We start from the raw sequence: 21587 nt of genomic DNA, 5'->3' as shown, positions 1-21587 counted from the left end.
CTTACATGCCGCCCGGATAGTTCGGACCCCCGCCGCCTTCCGGCACCACCCAGTTGATGTTCTGGGTCGGATCCTTGATGTCGCAGGTCTTGCAGTGGACGCAGTTCTGCGCGTTGATCTGCAGCCGCGGGTCGGAGCCGTCCTCGTTCCGCACGATCTCATAGACGCCGGCCGGGCAATAGCGCTGCTCCGGCGCGTCGTACAGCGCGAGGTTGACGCTGATCGGAACCGACTTGTCCTTCAGCGTCAGGTGCGCCGGCTGGTCTTCCTCATGGTTGGTGTTGGACAGGTAGACCGAGGACAGACGGTCGAACGTCACCTTGCCGTCCGGCTTGGGGTAGGCGATCTTCGGCGCCTCGCTGGCCTTCACCAGGGTGGTGTTGTCGGCGTGGTGCTTCAGCGTCCAGGGCGACTTGCCCTTCAGCGCCGTCTCGTAGGCGGCGTTGGCGAGGCCGGCCCACAGGCCCTTCTGGAAGCCGGGGCGGATGTTGCGCACCGCATGCAGCTCCGGCCACACCCAGGACTGCTTCAACCGCTCCGGATAGGCGACGACCTCTGTACCCTCGGTCCCGCCGGCCAGATGGTCGAACACCGACTCCGCCGCGACCATGCCGGACTTCATGGCGGTGTGGTTGCCCTTGATCTTCGGCACGTTGAGGAAGCCGGCGCCGTCGCCGATCAGCAGGCCGCCGGGGAAGGTCAGCTTCGGGATCGACTGGAAGCCGCCCTCGTTCAGGGCGCGGGCGCCATAGGCCAGCCGACGGCCGCCCTCGAAGGTCGGACGGATCGCCGGATGGGTCTTGTAGCGCTGGAACTCCTCGAACGGGCTCATGTGCGGGTTCCAGTAGTCGAGGCCGACGACGAAGCCGACCGACACCAGGTTCCCTTCCATGTGATAGAGCCAGGAGCCGCCATAGGTCTTGGGGTCCATCGGCCAGCCGATGGTGTGGACGATCAGGCCGGGCTTCGACTTGGCCGGGTCGATCTCCCACAGCTCCTTGATGCCGAGGCCGTAGGTCTGCGGCTGGCAATCGCGGCGCAGGTCGAACCTCTCGAACAGGGTCTTGGTCAGCGAGCCGCGGCAGCCCTCGGCGAAGATGGTCTGCTTGGCGTGCAGCTCCATGCCCGGCGTGTAGTTGCCGGTCTTCTCGCCGTCCTTGCCGATGCCCATGTCGCCGGTGGCGACGCCCTTGACGGCGCCGGCATCGTCGTACAGCACCTCCGCGGCGGCGAAGCCGGGATAGATCTCGACGCCCAGCTCCTCGGCCTGGGTCGCCAGCCAGCGGGCGAGGTTGCCCAGGCTGATGATGTAGTTGCCGTGGTTGTTCATCTGCGGCGGGGCGAAGGGCGACTTGAAGGCCTTCGTCTCGGTCAGGAACAGGAAATGGTCCTCGCGCGCCTTGGTGGTGAGGGGGGCGCCCTTCTCCTTCCAGTCGGGAATCAGCTCGTCGAGCGCGTGCGGTTCGAAGACGGCGCCGGACAGCAGGTGGGCACCCACCTCCGACCCCTTCTCGATCACGCAGACGCTGATCTCCTGGCCGGTCTCGACCGCGCGCTGGCGCAGGCGGATCGCCGCGCTCAACCCGGCAGGGCCGGCGCCGACGATCAGAACATCATACTCCATGACCTCGCGCGGTTCGCGTTCCATCACACCATCTCTCCCACCGGTCTCGTTCGGGTGTTTGTCCCCTCGGACGCCCTTGTTTTGCGGGCGCGTGCTTGTAGCACGGTTTGCCCCGCACCCAAATTGGGTATCTGGGCATGAAAGACCACACGATCTGTGGTAAGGTCAAACGATGATTGACGTATGCGACATCCTCGACGCGCTGCGCTGGCATGCCGACGTCGGCTGCGACGAGGCCATCGGCGACGAGCCGATCGACTGGTCCGCCTTCACCGCCCGCACCCCCCTGCGCGCTGCGCCGCCGGGCGTGGGCCCGGGTGCCCGGACGGTTGGAGGAATGGCCGGCGGAATGGCCGGAGGAATGGGAAGCGGCGGGGGGCCGGGCGCCGGCCAGCCGCGCGCCCCCGCTCCCCCGCCAGCCCCCAGGCCGGCGCTGCCGTTCGAGTCGCCCGACCAGCCGCTGGGCGCCAGCGAGGCCGGCATCCATGCCCGTGCCCGTGCCCGCGAAGCGCAGTCGCTCGACGCGCTGGAGGCGTCGCTGCGCGCCTTCGACGGCTGCCCGCTGAAGGCGACGGCGATGAACACCGTCTTCGCCGACGGCAACCCGCAGGCCCCGGTAATGCTGATCGGCGAGGCGCCGGGCGAGGACGAGGACCGGCAGGGCAAGCCCTTCGTCGGGGTCAGCGGCAAGCTGCTGGACCGCATGCTGGCGCAGATCGGGCTGGACCGCGGCAAGGTCTACATCGCCAACATCCTGCCCTGGCGCCCGCCCGGCAACCGCAGCCCGACCCAGGCGGAGATCGCCGCCTGCCTGCCCTTCCTGGAACGGCATGTGGAGCTGGTGCGGCCGAAACTTCTGGTGGCGCTGGGCGGGGTGTCGGCCAAGACGCTGCTGAACCGGGCCGAAGGCATCACCCGCCTGCGCGGCCAGTGGCGCAGCTACGAGGGCGCCGGCACCCCCATCCCGCTGATGCCGATGCTCCATCCGGCGTACCTCCTGCGCAACCCGATCGCAAAGCGGGAAGCGTGGCGGGACATGCTTGCGTTGCAGCAAAGAATTGTCGAAGAAGAAATCAAGTATCCATAAACAAAGCCGCAATGTCACAGCGCGGGCAAAATCGTTCGTATGACTCGGCAGGTTGTATGACACAAATGTAATGGAGCGAAGCCGGAAGGTACCTTCCCAACGGGCTAGAGCCTTTTTCCCAGCCCCCTTAACCCGTTGTTTGCACTGGCGATTACCGGGCGCGACACAATCCGTTTAAATCCGTTGCTTGCGGATCGCCGGACGGTGGGGTATCTCATTGCAATGCTCCGGATATTTTGCAGTGCAGCATACCGGGCCGCGAACGCGGTCCCGCTGCGGCGGAACCTTCTGGGGGTGCTGGGTCTCACGGTGGCATACGCCATGGGGCCCAACGGTGCGGTCGGGTTCCGGCCCGCTTGCGCCGCCCTCATCATCCACGCGCCGGACGGTCACGCCGTCGTCCCGCCCGGCCCGGATTCCGTGCCCAATTCCGCCCGGCCCAGCGCCGCCCTGGCCAATCCCGGCCTCCCCGATCCGGACGGGTTCGATTTCGGATACCCCGAACCCGTCACGCCCGATTTCGGCCCGCCCGATTTCGGCTCATCGCACATCGGTACAGACATCGGCAGCCTGGACGGCGATGCCGCCCCCACCGCGCCGACCGCCGAGGATGCTCCCGCCATCGACCCGGCGACCGACACCGCCGGAAACCCAACTGCGGATCCCGCCGCCCCGGCCCTGCTGCTCGCCGACGATGCCGAGGCCCGCGCGGTGCAGCTCGACGCCGAGGATGCCGGCCGCTACCGCCGCATCTTCGCGCTCCAGGAGCGGGCCGACTGGGACGCCGCCGACGCCGAGCTGGGCCGGCTGAAGGACCGCCGGCTGGTCGGCTACGTGCTGCGCCAGCGCTACCTCCACCCCGACCGCCGCGCCGGCTACGAGGAACTCGCCCGCTGGATGCAGGATTACGGCGACCTCGCCGGGGCCGAGCGCGTCCACAGCCTCGCGCAGAAACGCCAGCCCGCCGGCCAGCGCGCGCCGAAGCCGCCACGGGGGGAGGAGCGCGTTCGTCTCGTCGGCTCGCTCGAGCGGCTGGGCGGCCTGCGCACCGTCGCCGCAAACGAGGATGACGGCGACGACGACGATAGCGTCACCGTTGCGCCGCGCAGCCGCACCGTGTCGCGCGCCCGCAGCGACCGCGCCGCCGTCGCCCGGGTCGAGGAGCTGCTGCGGTCCGGCCGCACCGGCAGCGCGCTCAGCCTGCTGGGCCAGGACGAGTTCGGCGGCAAGCTCGACACCGTCCAGTACGACGCCGCCCGCGCCCGCATCGCCTCGGCGCTCTATTACTCGGGCGAGACGGCGCAGGCGCTGACCCTGGCCTCGGCCAGCGCCGCCCGTTCCGGCGACGTTCTGCCGGAAGCCCACTGGATCGCCGGGCTGGCGGCATGGCGGCTGAAGCAGACCGACCGCGCCGCCCGCCATTTCGAGGGCATGGCGGCCGCCGGCCCGCGCTCGCCCTGCAAGGCGGCTGCCGCCGATTACTGGGCCGCCCGCGCGCTGGCCCGCAAGGGCAAGGCGAAGGAGGCGGCGGAGCATCTGACCGCGGCCGCCCGCTATCCCCACACCTTCTACGGCCTGATCGCACTGCGCCGGCTGGACAGCCTGGGCCTGGGCAGCATGGCCGAGGTGCGCTGGCAGGCGCCGGACCTGAGCGGGCGGCAGCTGGCGGCGGTGGCGGGCAAGCCGGCCGGCGCCCGAGCCATCGCCCTGCTGCAGGTCGGCCAGCGCGAGCTGGCCGGGCTGGAACTGCAACGCATCCACCCGCAGGGCGACCCGCTGGTGGAACAGGCGATGGTGGCGCTGGCCGACCGCGCCGGCCTGCCGACCCTGTCTCTGCGGTTGGGCAACGCGGTCGCCGGTCCGGACGGGGCGCCCTATGCCGCGGCGCTCTACCCGCTGCCCTACTGGACGCCGCGCGACGGCTTCGCGCTCGACCGTGCGCTGGTCTTCGCGGTGATGCGCCAGGAATCGCGCTTCGACCCGCGGCTGGTCAGCTCCGCCGGGGCGGCCGGGCTGATGCAGATCCTGCCCAGCACCGCCCAGCATGTGCGCGAGCGCAACGCCGACATCTCCGGCGAGGACGCCGGCCGCGACGCCCTGTTCGACCCGTCGCGCAACATGGAGCTCGGCCAGCGCTACCTGACCGAGCTGCTGGGCATGCCGGACATCGACGGCAACCTGTTCCTGGCCGCCGCCGCCTACAATGCCGGGCCGGGCACGCTGGCCCGCTGGCGCCGCGAGTTGAGCGACATCGCCGACCCGCTGCTGTTCATCGAAAGCCTTCCCTTCGGCGAGACGCGCGACTATGTGGAGAAGGTGATGGCGAACTTCTGGATCTACCGGCTCCGGCTGGGCCAGGAGACCGCCTCGCTCGACGCCGTCGCCGACGGGAAATGGCCGTCCTACCTGTCCGTGGAAGCGCGTCCGACCCAGGTCGCGGTCCAGCCGGACATGGTGCCGGCGGCCAAGCCTGCCGCCCCTGCGGCACCGTCCGCCGCGGCTGCCTCGGCGGCCGCGGCCCCGATTGAAACGGTTGCCGAACGGAGCGAGGCCGACCCGATACCCTGACCGCCGGTGCCCTCCTGTCGGGCTCCGGCCCGACACGAGGACATAAGCGCGCCGCCATGCCGAAGATCGACGAGAGCCGCCCCTTCCTTCCCGTGAACATCGCCGTGGTCACGGTGTCCGACACCCGCAGCGCCGCCGACGACCGCTCCGGCGATGCGCTGGCCGAGCGGATCGCCGGGGCCGGCCACAGCGTCGCCGCCCGGACCATCGTCAAGGACGACATCGCGGCGATCCGCGCCAAGGTCCAGGCCTTCATCGCCGATCCGCGGATCGACGTGGTGCTGACCACCGGCGGCACCGGCGTCACCGGCCGCGACGTGACGCCGGAAGCGGTCGAGGCCCTCTACGAGAAGGCGATCCCCGGCTTCGGCGAGCTGTTCCGGTACCTCAGCTACGCCAAGGTCGGCACCTCGACCATCCAGAGCCGGGCGACCGGCGGCGTCGCCAACGGCACCTACATCTTCGCCCTGCCCGGCTCGCCCAGCGCCTGCCGCGACGCCTGGGACGACATCCTGGTCTGGCAGCTCGACAACCGTCACCGCCCCTGCAACCTCGTGGAGTTGATGCCCCGCCTGCGCGAGCACATGGCGTGAGCGGAACCGGGGGCTTCACGCTGCAGGCGCTGCACGCCGCCTTGACGATCCTGCCGCGGCTGGCCGACCTCGACCCCGGCGCGCTGGAGCCGATGCCGCTGAAGGGCGTCGCCCACGACCATGTTCGCCTGAAGGGCCGACGCCTCGTCGCCCGCATCCCGCGCTGGAGCCAGCTCGGCCTCGATCCCTGGACGGCGCTGGAGCGGCAGGCCGCCGCCTTCCGGCGGGCCGAGCCGTCGGGCCATACCCCGCGCTTCGCCGGCCTGCTGCCGCCGGGCGACGGGCTGCCGCTGGGCGCCCTGCTGGTCGGCGAGGTGGAGGGGCGCAGCCCCGTCCTGCCCGCCGACATGCCGGCCATCGCCCGCGCGCTCGCCGCGCTGCACCGCATGGCGCCGCCGGACCTCTTCGAGCCGCTTCCCGCCCCGCCCGATCCGGTCGCGGCCCTGCTGGCCCAGGTCGAGCGTCAGGCCGAGTGGTTCGACCGGGCCGCCCTGTCGCCCGACGCCAGGGCCCTGGTCGCGGAGGAGCTGGCCGCGGCCCGTGCCGGCGACCTCGCCCCGCCGCGGGACACCCCGATGCCGCTGACCGCGGTCGGGATCGACGTGCATCCCGGCAATTTCCTGATCGACGCCCATGGCAAGGCGTGGTTCACCGACCTGGAGAAGCTGCAATACGGCCATCCCGCCGCCGACCTCGCCCATGCCAGCCTCTACACCTCGACAAGGTGGGATCCGGCGGTGGATGCGGAGCTGACGCCGGCCGAGATCGACGCCTTCGTCGATGCCTGGGCGATGGCGGTGCCGGGCGACCTCGCCGGCGAGGTGCGGCCCTGGCTGAAGCCGCTGCGCCGGCTGGTCTGGCTGCGCACCCTGTCCTGGATGGCCCGCTGGTCGGTGGAGGGCGCCACCCTGTCGCCGGGCATGCCGGAGCCCCTGCGCGCCCACATGGACGCCCACGCCGCCGACATCCTGCGTGCCGGACGGATCGACCGGGTGCGGCGGGACTGGCGCTGACCGCCAGCGGAGAGGCGGCGGAGAGGTGGGCCGGACGAAAGTCACTTGCCCATGGCGCACCGAAGATGATGGGATACCGACTCGGAAGACGAGGTGACGAGAGCATGACGAGTTTCCGAAGCCGGTTGCTGGCGATCCCCCTGGCCGCCCTGATCGCCGGGGGTGTACTGGCGCCCGCAGCCCTCACCCCCGCCTTCGCCACCGGGCAGCCGGGGGACGGTGCCGGTTCGGCCACCGGCAGCTATCTGGCCGGCCGTTACGCCCAGCACCAGGACGACTGGAGCGCGGCGGCGCGCTTCACCGCCCAGGCACTGGCCGCCGACCCCGACGACACGGCCCTGCTGCGCCGCAGCTTCCTGCTGCGGCTGGGCGAGGGACGGATCGACACGGCGCTCGGCTATGCCGGACGGCTGCTCGGCGGCCAGGGCGGTCCGGCCAATCAGGACGGTCCGGCCAATCAGGGCGAACCGCAGATGGCGCTGACCCTGCTGGCCGCCGACGCGCTCGCCAAGGGCCGGCTGGACGAGGCCGACGGCTATGCCGCCCGGCTGCCATCCGACGGGCTCGGCCGCTTCCTGACGCCGCTGACCCGGGCATGGCTGCTGGTGGCGCGCGGCAGGACCGACGACGCGCTGGCGGCGCTGGAGCCGCTGTCCCCCATCCAGGGCTTCGGCGCGCTCTACAACCTGCATGCCGGGCTGATCCTCGACCTCGCCGGCCGCAACGACGAGGCGGCTGCCCGCTACGCCAAGGTGACGGACACCGACGCGCCGCTGCGGGTGGTGCAGATCGTCGGCAACTTCATGCAGCGCACCGGCCGCAAGGACGAGGCGCGCAAGCTCTACCAGACCTTCCAGGCCACCAACCCCGACGGGCTGCTGGTGGAGCCGGCGATCGCCACCATGACGAACGCGCCGAACGGCGTCCACCCGGTGCCCGACGCCCGCTCCGGCCTGGCGGAGGCGCTGTTCGACCTGGGCAGCGCCCTGCATCACGAGAATGCCGACGAGCCGGCGCTGCTGTTCGGCCGCATCGCCCTGCATCTGCGCGACGATCTGGCGCTCGCCCATCTGCTGATCGGCGACATCATGGCGGCGCGCGACCACCATGAGGAGGCGCTGGCCGAATACCGGCCGCTGGAGGCGGATCCGCTGCTGGGCTGGACCGCCCGCATGCGCCAGTCCGACAGCCTCGCCCGCATGGACCGCAACGACGATGCCATCGCGCTTCTCAAGGCACTCTCGGCCGAACGGCCGGAGCGCACCGATGCCGTCTCCCGGCTGGGCGACATCTACCGCTACGCCAAGCGCTACAACGAGGCGATCGCCGCCTACGGCACCGCGCTGGAGCGCATCGGCACGCCGCAGGAGCGGCATTGGCCGCTGCTGTACGCCCGTGCCATGTCCTACGAGAAGACGAACCAGTGGGCCCAGGCGGAGGCCGACCTGCGGACCGCGCTGACGCTGAAGCCGGACGAGCCGTCGCTGCTCAATTTCCTCGGTTACAGCTGGATCGACCGCGGCCAGAACCTTGACAAGGCCAAGGCGATGGTGGAGCGCGCGGTCGCTCTGCGCCCGCGCGACGGCTACATCGTCGACAGCCTGGGCTGGGCGCTCTACACGCTGGGCGATTACGAGGGGGCGGTCGCCAAGCTGGAGCGGGCGGTGGAGCTGAAGCCGGGCGACCCGACCATCAACGACCATCTGGGCGACGCCTATTGGCGGGCCGGCCGCCGCAACGAGGCCCGCTTCCAGTGGACGCGCGCATTGCGCAACGCCGACGAGGACACCGACAAGGCGGCGATCCAGGCCAAGCTGGAAACCGGCATGCCCGACCGCAAGGCGGCGGCGAAGCAGTGAGGAGGATCCCCCGAGGGGGATGCACGGGAACGGAGGGTCAGGCGCCCGCGACGAAGGGCTTGTACCGGCTGTCGGTCTGCTGGATGTGTTCGACGAACCAGTCCTTCAGCAGCAGGATCAGGTCGACCCGCAGCATGGTCGCGTTGTCGCCGTCGAAGTCGCGGCCCAGCTTCTCCACCTCGTCGGCGAAATAGCGGTGGGCGGCGAGATGGCTGTCCAGGTCGGGATAGCCGCACCGCTCCATCATCGCCTCCTCGCGGGCGAAGTGGACGGCGACATAGTCGCGCAGGCTGGCGAGCAGGCTCGACAGTTCGTCGTGGTTGTCGGGGGTGATGCCGCTTTCCAGCAGGCCGTTGAACAGGTCGAGGAGGCGCCGGTGCTCGTCGTCCAGCACGGGCACGCCGACGCTCATGGATTCGTCCCAGGCGACGTAGGTCATCGCAGCGATCTCCCCCACCCATATCCGCGGAATCAAGCGGTTGCGGCCGGCCATGGCTGGATTGTGGACAGCTTGACAGGGATCCTAAAACCGGCAACCGTGCCCGTCCAAGCGGCAAATCCCCGCAGGGGGGCGCGGCACGATGCGCAAAGGCGGCGCCCGCCCTCTCCAGCCTGCCCCTCCAGCCTCCAGCCATAGAGTGACCCGATGGCCCTGCTCGACGAGATCGCGGAGAAGAAACGGGCGCTGGACGAGGCGCGGCCCCTGCCGCAGGAGGTCGTCCACGGCATCGCCGACCGGTTCGAGCTGGACCTCACCGCCGCCGCCGCGGCGCTGGAGGAGGTGCCGGTCAAGCGCGCCGAGATCAAGACGATCCTGGAGCGCGGCAGCATCCTGCGCCACCGCGCGGTGGACGAGCAGCGCTTCGTCCTGAACCACCGCGGCGCGCTGGAGCTGATGGCCCGCCTGTCCTTCGATCCGCCGGCGGGCGCGGTCACCGAACGCACCGTCGCCGGCTTCCATGCCGTGCTCTACCACGGCATCGAGGATGCCGCCGGCAAGTACCGCAATGGCCAGCCCAAGGACGATCCGGCCGGCACCGCGCCCGATCCGGCCAAGCTGCGCGTGTCGATGTCGGCGCTGTCGACCTGGATGCGCAAGGCGGAAGCCGGCCCGGACACCCCGCCCGACGTCGCCTTCGAGGCGCATCACCGGCTGAGCGCGATCCGCCCGTTCGAGACCGGCAACCGCGCCACCGCGCTGCTGCTGTGCAACCTGATCCTGAACCGCGCCGGCTACCCGCCGGTGGTGGTGGGGGCGGAGGACCGCAGCCTCTACCTCGATCTGGTCGAGCGCGCCTGGTCGGTCGGCGACAAGACGCCGTTCCGCGACCTGATGCTGCGCTTCCTGTCGCAGAGCCTTGATTTCTGCCTCGACGCCGTGGCCAAGGGCGAGGGCGGAACGCCCTGACCCCGCCCTGAGGCCCCGCCCTAACTCCCCCCTTGCGGACCGGCGGGCAGCCGCAGGCGCGACGGTCGGGCCGGGCCGCTGTGGATCAGCAAGGTGATCGGCAACGCGTCGACCCGTCGGGTTTCGCCCGGCTCGGCCCCGGTGCCGGGATTGACCGGATAGGCCGGGAAGCAGGAGCCGGCGAGGCTGAGCCGCAGCGCCGATCCCGGTGCCAGCGTGGCGCAGACCGCCCGCATGGCGACGGTCAGCGGCCGGGTCGGGTCGCCCGGCTCCACCCGCGCATGGCCCTGGGTCAGCGGCAGCACCCGCCCGTCGGGGCGCACCACCGACAACACGGCGCTGATGTCGAAGGACGGGGCGTCGGCCTCCACCCACAGATCCAGCGCCACCCGGCCGGCCAAGGTCAGCGGCTCGTCCAGCGGCAGGCTGCCGTAGGTGGCGACGTCGGGCCGGCGGTCGATTGCGGCGCGGTCGGGCCGGCCGGCGGCCTCCGGCACCGCATGGCCGCCGAGCGTCGGCACCGGCCTGCGCGGGTCGTGGACCACCACGTCGAGCCCGGCCAGATCGGGCAGTTCCAGGCCGAGCCGCCCGCCCTGCCGGTTGGCGAGCCCGTCGCTGGCCAGATGCAGCACCGCCTCGGCCGGCGGGATCGCCGGCAAATCGTGCCAGCGCCCGGTTTCGACATCGTGCAGCCGCACCGGGCCGCCACGGTCCGCGCCCTCCCCCTTCAGCACCCGGTCGAACCAGGACAGGTGCAGCGTGTCGAGCGTCGGCGTTTCGCCCGGTGCCGCGGCTGGGCCGTCGGCGGTCCAGGGGCCGACGACCAGCCGCACCGGCGCCCGCCCGCGCGCCGCCAGCAGGTCATGGGCGTCGAGCGTGCCGGCCAGCCGCGGGTCGTACCAGCCGCCGACCTGCAGCACCGCCACCTCGGCCGGCATCGCCGCCGCCATCGCCCTGGGCGACAGCGCGGCCCAGGCCGGGCCGGGCACCGGGTTGGTCAGCCAGTCGTCGTAATGGGAATAGCGGGCGTAATCGCGCAGCGCCTGCGGCCGCGACGGGATCTCGTCGTCGATCGGCAGCCGCCGCGCCGCATCGGACAGCAGCCGGTGGCCGGTGCCGTCCTCCACCCGGCGGGCGGCCTCGGCGGCGGCGCGCAACGCCCAGCCCATGGCGTCGGCCAGCCGGAAGGCCCCGCCCTCATAGGCCCAGTCGGAAAAGACGTCCCAGCCGGCGAAGGCCGGCGCCACCGCCCGCAGGGCCGGCGGCGCCTCGGCCAGCGCCAGCCACTGCGCCATCCCGGCATAGCCGCAGCCATACATCGCCACCACCCCCGACGACCCCGGCAGCGAGGCCGCCCAGGCGACGGCGTCGGCGCCGTCCTCCCGCTCGGCCTCGAAGGGGCGGAAGCGGCCGTCCGAGGTGCCGCAGCCGCGCACGTCCTGCACCACCACGACATAGCCGCGCGCGGCGTACCAGCGCGGATGGGCGTAATGGCTGGTCAGCGCCGTGCGCCGGCCGCAGGCAACGCGCAGCAGCAGCACCGGCCAGCTGCCGGCGGCGTCGGGCCGGTAGAGGTCGGCATCAAGCCGCACGCCGTCGCGTGTCCGCATCGACACGGTTTCCGGCGGCCGGACCGGCAGCAGGTCATGCGACTGGTGGATCATCGGGGCCAGATGGGTCATGGCGGGTCGGGCTCGCTCGATGACGGACGTCGAATAATATGACCACATGGCAAAGCCCGTGCCAGTGGTCCGGCCGCGGCATTTCCTCGCTCATCCAATGGGCAGCCCCCGCCCCCGCCCGCACAGCCTCCAGGCCTTTGCCGCTTACTTAGGCAAACAGATCAATCATGCGGCAATCAGCTCGAAGCGGTCGACATCGACCATGCCGCGGTCGGTGATCTTCAGGTGCGGGATGACCGGCAGCGGCAGGAAGGCCAGCTGCAGGAAGGGCTCGGCCAGCGGGCAGCCCATGGCGCGGACGGCGGCGCGCAAGGCGCGCAGCTTCGCCTCCACCGTCTCGAACGGATCCAGGCTCATCAGCCCGGCCAGCGGCAGCGCCAGTTCGCCGACGACGCGGCCGTCGCGCACGGCGACGAAGCCGCCCTGCAGCTCGATCAGCCGGTTGACCGCGATGGCCATGTCCTCGTCCTTGGCCCCCACGGTGCAGATGTTGTGGCTGTCATGCCCGACCGAGGACGCCAGCGCCCCCTCCGCGAAGCCGAAGCCCTGGACGAAGCCGCGGCCGATGTTGCGGTTGCTGCCGTGACGGGCGAACACGCAGATCTTCAGCAGGTCGCGCGACGGATCGGCGACCATCCGGCCACCCACCGCCGGCACCTCGATGCGGCGGTGTTCGGTGAGGATCTTGCCGGGTTCCAGCCCGATCACCGACTGGACCGACCCGCCGGCCGGCACCGCGAAATCCTCCACAGCCACCGGATCGAGCCGGACGGAGTCGAGCCCGACCGGCGTGACCGCCGGGCGCCCCTCGAAGCTGTGCGGGCCGACGACCCGGCCGCTGCGGATGACGCGGTTGACCGCGCACTCCTCCAGGTCGTCGAGCAGGACGAGGTCGGCGCGGTGCCCCGGCGCCACCAGCCCGCGGTCGTACAGCCGGAAGCCGCGGGCGGCCGACCAGGTGGCGGCGCGGTAGACATGGGCGACCGGGGCGCCGAGCCGGATGGCGCTGCGGATCAGGTGATCCATGTGCCCTTCCTCGGCGATGTCCAGCGGGTTGCGGTCGTCGGTGCAGAAGCCCAGGAAGGGTGAGGTTTCGGGCGAGATCACCCCGGCCAGGGCATGGACGTCCTTCGACACCGAGCCGTCGCGGATCAGCACCTGCATGCCCTTGCGCAGCTTCTCCATCGCCTCCGCGGCGCTGGTGGTCTCGTGGCAGTTGCGGATGCCGCAGGAGAGATAGGCGTTCAGCTCCTTGCCCGTCACCAGCGGGGCATGGCCGTCGATGTGGCGGCCGTCGAAGGCGGCGAGCTTGTCGAGCACCCCGTCGACCTTGTGGAAGACGCCGGGGAAATTCATGAACTCGGCCAGCCCGATCACGCGGGGATGGTCCATGTGCCGGATCAGGTCCGGCGCCTCCAGCCGGGCGCCGGAGGTTTCCAGCTCGGTCGCCGGCACGCAGGAGGACAGCTGCACGAACAGGTCGAGCGCCGTCCCGCCGGCACTGTCGAGGAAATAGCGCAGGCCCTGCTCGCCCAGGACGTTGCAGATCTCGTGCGGATCGCAGATAGCGGTGGTGGTGCCGCGGGGCAGGACGCAGCGGTCGAACTCCTGCGGGGTGACGCAGGTGGATTCGCAATGGACATGGGTGTCGATGAATCCCGGAACCACGGTCAGCCCGCGCCCGTCGATCTCCTCGACCCCGTCATAGGAGTCATAGGTGCCGACGATGACCTCGCCGCAGACGGCGATGTCGCCCGCGGCGATCTCGCCGGTCACGACATTGAGGAAGCGGGTGTTCTTGATGACCAGATCGGCCTTCGCCTCGCCCAGCGCCTGCCCGATGCGCGTCTTCAGCCCGTCGCGGTCCGTCGCCATGTTCCACCCCGTTTCGTCTTGCCGTCCCGACATTGGAAAGTGGCGCTCCGCACCTTTGGCCGCAAGAAAAAATTTTCTCCATGAGCTTGAGAAATCGGAACGCTGAATACTTTAAAAATGCGGCACACACCGGAAGGCAACCCGACATTCCGATTTATACATACTATCCGCAATATTCTTATTTCTGTGTTCAGATCGATTCCGACCTGACTTGACCCTTTTCAGGCCGACGCTATTTCAGTGCGTCGAGCCCGGCCGAAACCCCCTTCAACGACACCGTCATGGCAACCGACTGCTTGCTGGCATAAGGCAGCACCCCCAAGCGCAGGGTCCGCGCCTTGGCGAATGCCGCCAGCCCCTTGGCATCGAGCACCTTGCTCGCGACGCACCCGTCCTGCACGCATTGCTGGAGGACCAGAGGCGCCTCACCACCTTCGTCCAGCTTCATCATCACCCCGGCGCGCAGATCGATGCCCAGCGGCAGCACCGCCACCAACACCGGTTCGCCCTTGGGGCCGATGTAGCCGACCGACATCTTCAGCAGGCGCGCGTTGTTCTCCTTCAGGAGCTGGGTCTGGGTGAGGAAGCAGCGGGGCTTCCCGTCCGTCGCCGCCTCGCACTCCACCAGCCAGTCACCGAAGGCGGTTCCCGTCTCCGGCTTCTTGTCGGCGGCGAAGGCCGGCAGGCCGGCGATCACGAGCGACAGCCCCAGCAGGCTGCCGGCGCGGGTGGCCATCCCGGCCCTCACCAGGACCACCGCAATCCGGCCGACAAGCCGTGGTTGCTCTCGCGGCGGCGGATCTCGCCGAGATAGCCGACCTGCACCGAGACCTGCTGCGTCACCGTCACGTTGACCCCGGCGCCGACCACCGCCGCGTCGCGGCCCGGACGGCTCGATTGCACCGTGAAGCGGGCGCCGTTCAGCGCACCGGTCGCCGAGGCGCCCACGTCGCTCCAGTCATGTTCCCACCCCAGCAGCCCGGTCGGTTCGACCACCGCCTCGCCGAAGCTCAGCCGCGTCCCGGCCCGCAAGCCCACCGAACTGCGCAGCCCGGTCCACGTCTCCGACTCCTCCGTCAGGCTGAGCAGCGGCGTGCCGCTCTCGGTGAAGCTGCCGCGGGCCAGCCGGTCCCAGCGCAGGCCCACGCGCGGCTCCACCCAGCTTGCGTCGTCCAGCGCCACGCGGGTTCCCGCCGACAGCTCCGCCGACAGGTCGTTGCCGTTCGCCTCGCCGGACGCCACCCCGGCGACGTTGCCGAACGTCACCGACCGCGAGGTCTCGTAGCGGCTGTGGCCATAGCCCAGCGCCGCGTCGACGAAGGCCGCCCCCGGCGTCCAGCTTGCGTAGGCGGTCGCCTGGTAGCTGTCGACCGTGCCCTTGCCCGCACCGCCATCGGCCTTGACGCGGGTGCGCAGGAAGCCCAGCGCCGCGCCGGCCTTGAGGTCCGGGTCGAAGGCGTAATCGGAACCGACCATGAAGCCGCCGATGAAGCGGTCCACCGTTCCGCCATTGCCGTCGTTGCCGCTGCGGCCCCGGCCGACCAGCGGCTGGCCCCACAGGCTCGCCTTGCCGGCCGCCGCCTTGGCGGTGCCGTCCGGGCCTTCGGCCAGGCCGGAGGCCGACCGCGCCTTGCCGTCGAACAGGAACTGCACCACCCCCGCCACCGGACCCGGGGCCTCGGCGCCGCCGCGCCCGGCCGCCTGCCGGGCCTCCACGGCGCGGCCGAACAGCCGGCGGTTGGCTTGGCCGGCGGCCAGCATGTCGGCGTGGATGACGCCGGACATCTGGTTCAGCGCCGGGCCGATCTGGCCGCCCGACAGGGTGTGGAGGTTGTCGAACAGCGTCTGTACCGCCGTGTCCGACGCCTGCCCGCCGGCCGCCGGCCGGAAGCTCTCCAACGCGGCGCCGACGGCGCGCTGGTTGGAGCTCTGGGCGAGGCCCGCCGCCCCGAGGTCGGCATAGCTGGTCGGCGTCGCCACCAGGGCGACGGCGTTGGAGCCATAGAGCAGGTCCAGCCGCGTGCCGGCGGCGAGCCCGGCGGTCGGCTGATCGAGGGTGGCGAAGCGGCCCGACACCCCGTCGCCGGCGGTGACCACGGTGAAGCTCTGCCCCAGCGCCGGGGTGAAGCTGTTGGTCGCCGAGCCGGCGATGCCGCGCAGGATCGGCGTCAGCCGGCCCCCGGCGGTGAAGGAGGCGCCATCGACCACCACCCGGTCATGGTTGCCGGCGCCCGTCCCGGTGCCGGTGCCGTCGATCTCGACCTGATAGACCGAGCTTGCATTCAAGGTGAGCGGCGCGGTGAAGACCAGCGTGCCCGGCGAGTTGCCCGGCGCCAGGATGCCGGAGACCGAGGTGCTGCCGCCGATGAGGCCGCTGCCGCCGAGCGTCGCGCCGCTGGCGACGGTGACCGGACCGGCGACCTCGCCGTTGACCCTGGCCGAGCCGCCGCTCTCCACCGTCACCGACGAGGCGACCGTGCCGCCATCGTCGATGGTGATCGCACCGCCGGTGACGGTGACGGGCGCGGAGACGTTGCCGCCGTCGCCGACCGTCACCGTTCCGCCGCCGACCGTGACCGGAGCCGACACGGTGCCGCCACCGGCGACGATCAGCCCGCCCGACTGGACGTTCACGCCGCCGCTGTTGGCGACCGTGTTCGAGACGATCAGCGAGCCGGAACCGGCGACCGTCAGCTGTCCCGCCCCGGTGACCGAGCCCGACAGGGTGACGGTCGAGCCGTTCGGATCGATGACGCCGTTGGTCTCCTGGACGTTGACGGCCTGGGTCAGGGTCAGCGGCGCCGTGGGCTTCAGGGTGCCGCCGTCGAAGGTGACGGTGGTGCTCTGCACCGCGCCATCCTCGTTGGTGAAGGTCGGCTTGGAGCCGTCGATCACGCCGGTGGTGACGGTGGGCGGCGTGACCACCACCGGCGGTGTGACGACCGGCGGCGTGACCACGGGGGTGGTCGGGGTGGTCGGCGTCGTTTCCGTCGGAGGGGTGACGACCGGAGGGGGAGGCGGCGGCGGGGGCGGGGGCGGAGGCGGAGATGCCACGGTGGCGACCAGCACCGTGTCGTTGGCGGCGATGGTGTAGCCGTTCAGGTCCACCGTCCCGACATAGGCGGTGCCGGCCGCCGCCGTCCAGGTCGCCGCGCCGGTCGCCGCCACCGACAGGGTCGTCCCGGTGAAGCTGGGGGCGGCGCTGCCGGCGTTGCCGCGGATCAAGGCGACCGTGGCGCCGTTGGTGATGGTGACGCCGCTCAGCGTCGGCGTGACCGTCACCGTGCCGGCGCCGGGAGCGTAGTTGGCGGTGTTGACGGTGTTGACGATGTAGCCGGTGCCGCCGCTGCCGATCGTGAAGGTGATGGCGCCGGTGCCGGTGATGTTGCCGCCCGCCGTCAGCACCGTGCTGCCGAGCGCCAGGGTGCCGCTGTTGGCGATGGCGGCGGTGGTGATGGCGCCCGCGGCGGTCAGGGTGGTGCCCGAGGCGATGGTGACGGCGCCGAGGGTGCCGCTTGTCACCATCGAACCGCCGTTGAGCGTCAGGCCTCCGGTGATGGCGTTGGCGCCCGACAGCGTGGCGATGCCGCTTCCGGCCTTCACCAGGGTGCCGGCACCGGAGACCGCACCCGACAGCGTGGTGTCGCCGGCATCGCCGAAGGTGAGGGTGTTGCTGCCCAGCACGACATCGCCGGCACCGGACAGGGCGCCGACGGCGAGGCTGGCATCCAGCCGCAATGTCGCGCCCGAACCGACGCTCACCGCGCCGGCGGCCGGCAGGGCGGTGGCCGAGGCGGCGGACAGGGTGCCGCCGGTGATGCTGGTGCCGCCGGTGTGGCTGCCGGTGCCCGCAAGCGTGAGCGTGCCGCTTCCGGCCTTCACCAGCGTGCCGGTGCCGCCGATGGTGCCCGACAGGGTTCCGCTCGTGGCGTCGCCCGCCGTCAGCGTGTAGGCGCCCAGCGCCAGATTGCCGGCACCGGACAACGCGCCGACGGTCAGGTCGCTCGAAAGCGCGAGCGCGGCACCCGTCCCGACCATCACCGCCCCGCTGCTCGGCAGGGCCGACGAACCGGCGGTCAGGGTGCCCCCGGTGATCGAGGTTCCGCCGCTGTGGCTGTTGGCGCCGGTCAGCACCAGCGTCCCGCTGCCCGCCTTGACCAGGGCGCCGGTTCCGGTGACGCTGCCCGACAGGGTTCCCGTCGAGCTGACGCTGGTCGTCACCGTATGGGTGTCGAGATCGAGGGTACCGGCGCCGAACAGCATCCCGATGGTTTCGCTGGCGCCGAGCTTCAGGGTGGTGCCCGAGGCGATCGACACGAAACCGGAATCGGGCAGCACCGTCCCGCCGTTCGCGGTCAGGGTGCCGCCGGTGATGGTCAAGTTGCCGGTGAAGCTGTTGCTCCCCGACAGGATGAGGGTGCCGGCACCCGCCTTGGTCAATCCGGCGCTGCCGCTCAACGCCGAGGCGACGGTCGCCGTGACGCCGGAGTCGGTGGTGATCCTCGGCGAATCCGACAGGCCGATGGTGCCGCCGGTGAGCTGGTAGCCGGTGGTGGCGAACGTCATTCCCGCGGTCGACACCGATCCCGACACCGTCACCTGCCCGGCCGTGCCCTGGAACACCGGGACCAGTCCTCCGGCCAGCGTGTCGTTGCGGGTGCCGTCCGTCCTGGTCCAGTTGGTGCTCGCGGTGCTCCAGGTTCCGTTGCCGCCGTCGATCGTCCCGTTGGTGGCATTGCCGCCGGCATCGCCGTCCCAGTAGAGCGGGGGGGCGAGGATGACCTGCAGCCTGTTGCCGACGATGGTGGTGGTGACGTCGCCGTTGAAGCCGGTCACCGAGACGTCGGCACCGGTCAGGGTGCTGTTGTTGCCGGCATTGACGATGGTGTAGGTGCCGCTTCCGTAGCTGCCGCCCGACACCGTCTGCATGACGATGGTGCTGCCGGTCAGCGTCACCGCCGCTCCGCTCGCGTTCAGTTTGCCGTATTCGCTGGCGGAGGTCACGCCGAGGATCAGCGTGGCGCCGCTGCCCTGGACGTAGCTGGCGGGGGTGAAGGACAGGCTTCGGTTGATCTGGAGGATGCCGGTGTTGGTGACCGTGCGGCCGGCCCCCGACATCGAAACCGCGGAATCGAGGAACGTGTTGCCGGCGAAGGTCAGGTCGCCGGACGACTGGATGGTGCCGGCGGCGGACGTCGTCGTCCCCATGATCGTCCCGAACAGGGTGCCCGAGGCGCCGGTGATGGTCATCGCGCTGGTTCCCCTGTTGCGGACGATGCCGCTGATCGTGCCGGTGTTGATCACGTTGGACAGCGAGCCCGCGGTGCCGACAACCAACGCGCCCCAGACGCTACCGCTGGTGTTGTAGCTGTAGATCAACCCGCTGTTGTTGAGTGTGGCCAAGGTGCCCTCAACGGCCACGCCGGTGCGGGCGGTGATCGTGCTGCTGTTGGAGACCAGCCCGATCGAGGTTGCGGTGCCCGCCGTCACGCGCACGCCGGTGCCCGTCAAGCCCCCGTCGATGAGTCCGGTGTTGACGAGGGTCGACAGGCTTGCGTTGCCACTGAGGCCAATGGCGGGGTTCGTACTGCTCTGAGTGATCGTACCTGAATTGTTGATCGTGCCTGCGACTGCCCCGTTCGACAGGGCGATCCCCGAGGTTCCCGACAGGCTGCCGCTGTTGTTGATGCGGTCGACTCCGCCACCCGAGATGTTGATGGCGACGTTGCTGCTGGCAATGGTGCCGGTGTTGGTGATCGTCGTGATCGATCCGTCGTAGTAACCGCTGCCGCCGGTGGTGGTGCCGTTAGCGATGCCGAAGAAGGCGCCGGTGATGACGCCGTTGTTGACGATCGAACCGATCGTTGCGCCGCGGCTCATCTCGACACCGCCGTCCCCCGAGGTCGAGGTGATGGTGGCGCCCGAGGAGATCACCAGGCTGTTGCCGGAGGTGATGGTCGGGATCGTCGTGGTGTTCGAACTCACGGTGTCGGTCGCCGCCCCGCCCGGCGTCGTGACCAAGAGTGCGCCGAGAACGACCGCCGAGGCGCCGGCCAGGAGCAACAGGCGCAGGGACGTGTGCGGGCTTGCGGAGACTACGGGCATTCGCGCATCCTGAAGTTGCTCAACGGCCGGTCGCTGCCGGCACCGGGATTGCAGCGTCACCCCGGAAAGCGCAATGCCGCGGAACGGTCTGAATGGTGCGACCATTTCCACGCCATCTTGCACGCATCCGGGATGAATTGGCTTAGAAGCGACAAGAAGATACCGCATCTATATCGATTTCCATTACCGAAAAGGCATATCGCCGTCAATCCGATTCGAGAAAAACAACGAACCTTTCATTAACTTTCATCAGCTTTCACAGTCTTTCATAATGATTTACTGATCAAATCGATGATAGAATTCGTCGAAGCAATTCGTTTCTTGGAGACAAGCAACGAATTGAAATATGTTTCTTCTCAAAGGCATCATCAGGGAACAGGATCGCCGCGGCGAAGGCACTTCGGATGATCGTGGAAGGATGATGTCGGGAGTGACGGCAGATCGGCCGGATGGTTGACGGCCGGCCCTCACGGTTCGGGTGGGGCTCGGCGGACCTGCACCGGTGGTCGGGGGCGGCGGATCCCATGTATTAGGAAGCGCCTGAAAGGGGCCGTTGGGACCGGTGGAGACGATGGGCGAAGCGGAAGGACCGGTGGCGATGCTGGATGTGCTGGTCGTTGAGGATCACGCCGATCTGCGCGAGGAGATCGCCTATTATCTCCGGACGCGCGGCATGACGGTCCGGATCGCCGATGGGGGGCGGGCGATGGACCGCGCCATCGCCGAACGTCGCCCCGACGTGATCCTCCTCGATCTCGGCCTGCCGGAAGAGGATGGGATCGAAATCGCCAACCGTCTGTCAAAGGATCCGCAATCGGGACTGATCGTCATCACCGCGCGCGGCCGGGTCGAGGACCGCATCCTTGGCCTGAATGCCGGTGCCGACTTCTATCTGGTGAAACCGCTGGACATGCGCGAGCTTGAGGCGGCGATCGCCTCGGTGATGCGCCGCAGGGAACCTCCGTCGCATCCATGGCGGCTCGACATGGCGCGCTGGCAGCTCAGGACGCCGGCCGGCATCGCCATCGGCTTGAGCGAAGCCGAAGTCCGTCTTCTGCGGCCCTTCTTCGAGGCGCCGGCGTCGGTCGTGGATCGTCACCTCCTGGTCGAGCGCCTGGAGATCGACGCCCGCAGCATCGACCTGCTGGTCCATCGCCTGCGCCGCAAGGTCGAGGCCGAGACCGGCGATGAACTGCCCCTTCACACCGTGCGCTTCCGCGGCTACGCCTTCGCGGCGCCGGTCGCCTTCTGACACCCATGGACAGGAACCCGATGACACCGGCAACCGCTCTTCTCGCCTCCGCCCTGGCTGTGGCGGGTCTCGCCGTCTCCGCGTCCGCCACCCTCGCCGGCGATGCGGACGCGGCACTCTGGGCCCGGCAATGCGCCAAGGAGGCCGACGGACGGGAGCAGTGCTTCGTCGAGCAGTATGCCGTCGGCATGCCGGCCAAGGCGGTGCTGCTGAACGTCCGCTTCAGCCTCGTCGGGCCGGAGCGCAAGGCCAGGATGGCGCTGACGGCCCCGCTCGGCGTAAGGCTGCCGCCGGGCCTGACGCTTGCGATCGACGCCGGCGGGCCGATCGCCCTGCCCTTCGACCGCTGCGACGGCGGCGGCTGCCTGGCGGTGGCGGACATCGACCGGCCCGGACTTGACCGGTTCCGGAAGGGGTCGATGATGACGGTGCGCTTCGTCACCGGAGACAACAAGCCGTTCGACGTGCCTATCCCCCTGACCGGATTGGACGCGGCCCTGACCCAACTCACGCGGTAGGAC

Annotated in this window: 14 protein-coding genes; 8 read left to right on the top strand and 6 right to left on the bottom strand. The window is 70.4% G+C overall.

Annotation, left to right across the window (positions count from 1 at the left end; all coding sequences use genetic code 11):
• Position 1: 1 nt before the first annotated feature.
• Complete coding sequence (locus tag ABMY26_RS12560; protein ID WP_372396056.1) at positions 2-1648, bottom strand: electron transfer flavoprotein-ubiquinone oxidoreductase; 1647 nt, start codon at positions 1646-1648, stop codon at positions 2-4.
• Positions 1649-1796: 148 nt separating this feature from the next.
• On the opposite strand from ABMY26_RS12560, the gene ABMY26_RS12555 reads away from it, so the two are divergent.
• From ABMY26_RS12555 to ABMY26_RS12535, 5 genes are all read left to right on the top strand, one after another.
• On the top strand, positions 1797-2711 hold the full coding sequence (locus tag ABMY26_RS12555; protein ID WP_372396055.1) for a uracil-DNA glycosylase family protein: 915 nt from the start codon (positions 1797-1799) through the stop codon (positions 2709-2711).
• Between the two features lie 321 nt (positions 2712-3032).
• Positions 3033-5279 carry a transglycosylase SLT domain-containing protein gene (locus tag ABMY26_RS12550; RefSeq protein WP_372396054.1) on the top strand — a complete coding sequence of 749 codons (2247 nt, stop codon included), beginning with the start codon at positions 3033-3035 and terminating at the stop codon, positions 5277-5279.
• A gap of 56 nt (positions 5280-5335) precedes the next feature.
• Complete coding sequence (gene moaB, locus ABMY26_RS12545; RefSeq protein ID WP_372396053.1) at positions 5336-5872, top strand: molybdenum cofactor biosynthesis protein B; 537 nt, start codon at positions 5336-5338, stop codon at positions 5870-5872.
• Positions 5869-6885: a phosphotransferase gene (locus ABMY26_RS12540; RefSeq protein WP_372396052.1), complete on the top strand. Its 1017-nt coding sequence runs from the start codon at positions 5869-5871 to the stop codon at positions 6883-6885. Before moaB ends, ABMY26_RS12540 begins: the two co-directional genes overlap by 4 nt.
• Positions 6886-6989: 104 nt before the next feature.
• Positions 6990-8744: a tetratricopeptide repeat protein gene (locus ABMY26_RS12535; RefSeq protein WP_372396051.1), complete on the top strand. Its 1755-nt coding sequence runs from the start codon at positions 6990-6992 to the stop codon at positions 8742-8744.
• A 37-nt stretch (positions 8745-8781) separates the two neighbouring features.
• Here the strand turns inward: ABMY26_RS12535 and ABMY26_RS12530 are convergent, their stop codons facing one another.
• Positions 8782-9183: a bacteriohemerythrin gene (locus tag ABMY26_RS12530; RefSeq protein WP_372396050.1), complete on the bottom strand. Its 402-nt coding sequence runs from the start codon at positions 9181-9183 to the stop codon at positions 8782-8784.
• 207 nt (positions 9184-9390) lie between these two features.
• Between ABMY26_RS12530 and ABMY26_RS12525 the strand changes: the two genes are divergently transcribed.
• Positions 9391-10152, top strand: a complete 762-nt coding sequence (locus tag ABMY26_RS12525) for a Fic family protein (protein WP_372396049.1) — start codon at positions 9391-9393, stop codon at positions 10150-10152.
• Between the two features lie 20 nt (positions 10153-10172).
• Here the strand turns inward: ABMY26_RS12525 and ABMY26_RS12520 are convergent, their stop codons facing one another.
• From ABMY26_RS12520 to ABMY26_RS12505, 4 genes are all read right to left on the bottom strand, one after another.
• Entirely contained in the window at positions 10173-11834 is a 1662-nt protein-coding gene (locus tag ABMY26_RS12520) for a CocE/NonD family hydrolase (RefSeq protein ID WP_372396048.1), read from the bottom strand.
• A 165-nt stretch (positions 11835-11999) separates the two neighbouring features.
• Entirely contained in the window at positions 12000-13709 is a 1710-nt protein-coding gene (gene ade, locus ABMY26_RS12515) for an adenine deaminase (protein WP_372396047.1), read from the bottom strand.
• A 232-nt stretch (positions 13710-13941) separates the two neighbouring features.
• Positions 13942-14445 carry an invasion associated locus B family protein gene (locus ABMY26_RS12510; protein ID WP_372396046.1) on the bottom strand — a complete coding sequence of 168 codons (504 nt, stop codon included), beginning with the start codon at positions 14443-14445 and terminating at the stop codon, positions 13942-13944.
• 8 nt (positions 14446-14453) lie between these two features.
• Positions 14454-19814, bottom strand: coding sequence for an autotransporter domain-containing protein (locus ABMY26_RS12505; protein WP_372396045.1), 5361 nt, complete (start codon positions 19812-19814; stop codon positions 14454-14456).
• A 571-nt stretch (positions 19815-20385) separates the two neighbouring features.
• Here ABMY26_RS12505 and ABMY26_RS12500 point away from each other — a divergent pair.
• Positions 20386-21066, top strand: coding sequence for a response regulator transcription factor (locus ABMY26_RS12500; protein ID WP_372396044.1), 681 nt, complete (start codon positions 20386-20388; stop codon positions 21064-21066).
• Positions 21067-21086: 20 nt separating this feature from the next.
• Positions 21087-21584: an invasion associated locus B family protein gene (locus ABMY26_RS12495; protein WP_372396043.1), complete on the top strand. Its 498-nt coding sequence runs from the start codon at positions 21087-21089 to the stop codon at positions 21582-21584.
• Positions 21585-21587: the final 3 nt, after the last annotated feature.

The sequence above is a fragment of the Azospirillum sp. HJ39 genome (assembly GCF_041507355.1).
Taxonomy (GTDB): domain Bacteria; phylum Pseudomonadota; class Alphaproteobacteria; order Azospirillales; family Azospirillaceae; genus Azospirillum; species Azospirillum thiophilum.
This window is presented reverse-complemented; position numbering and strand designations above follow the sequence as displayed.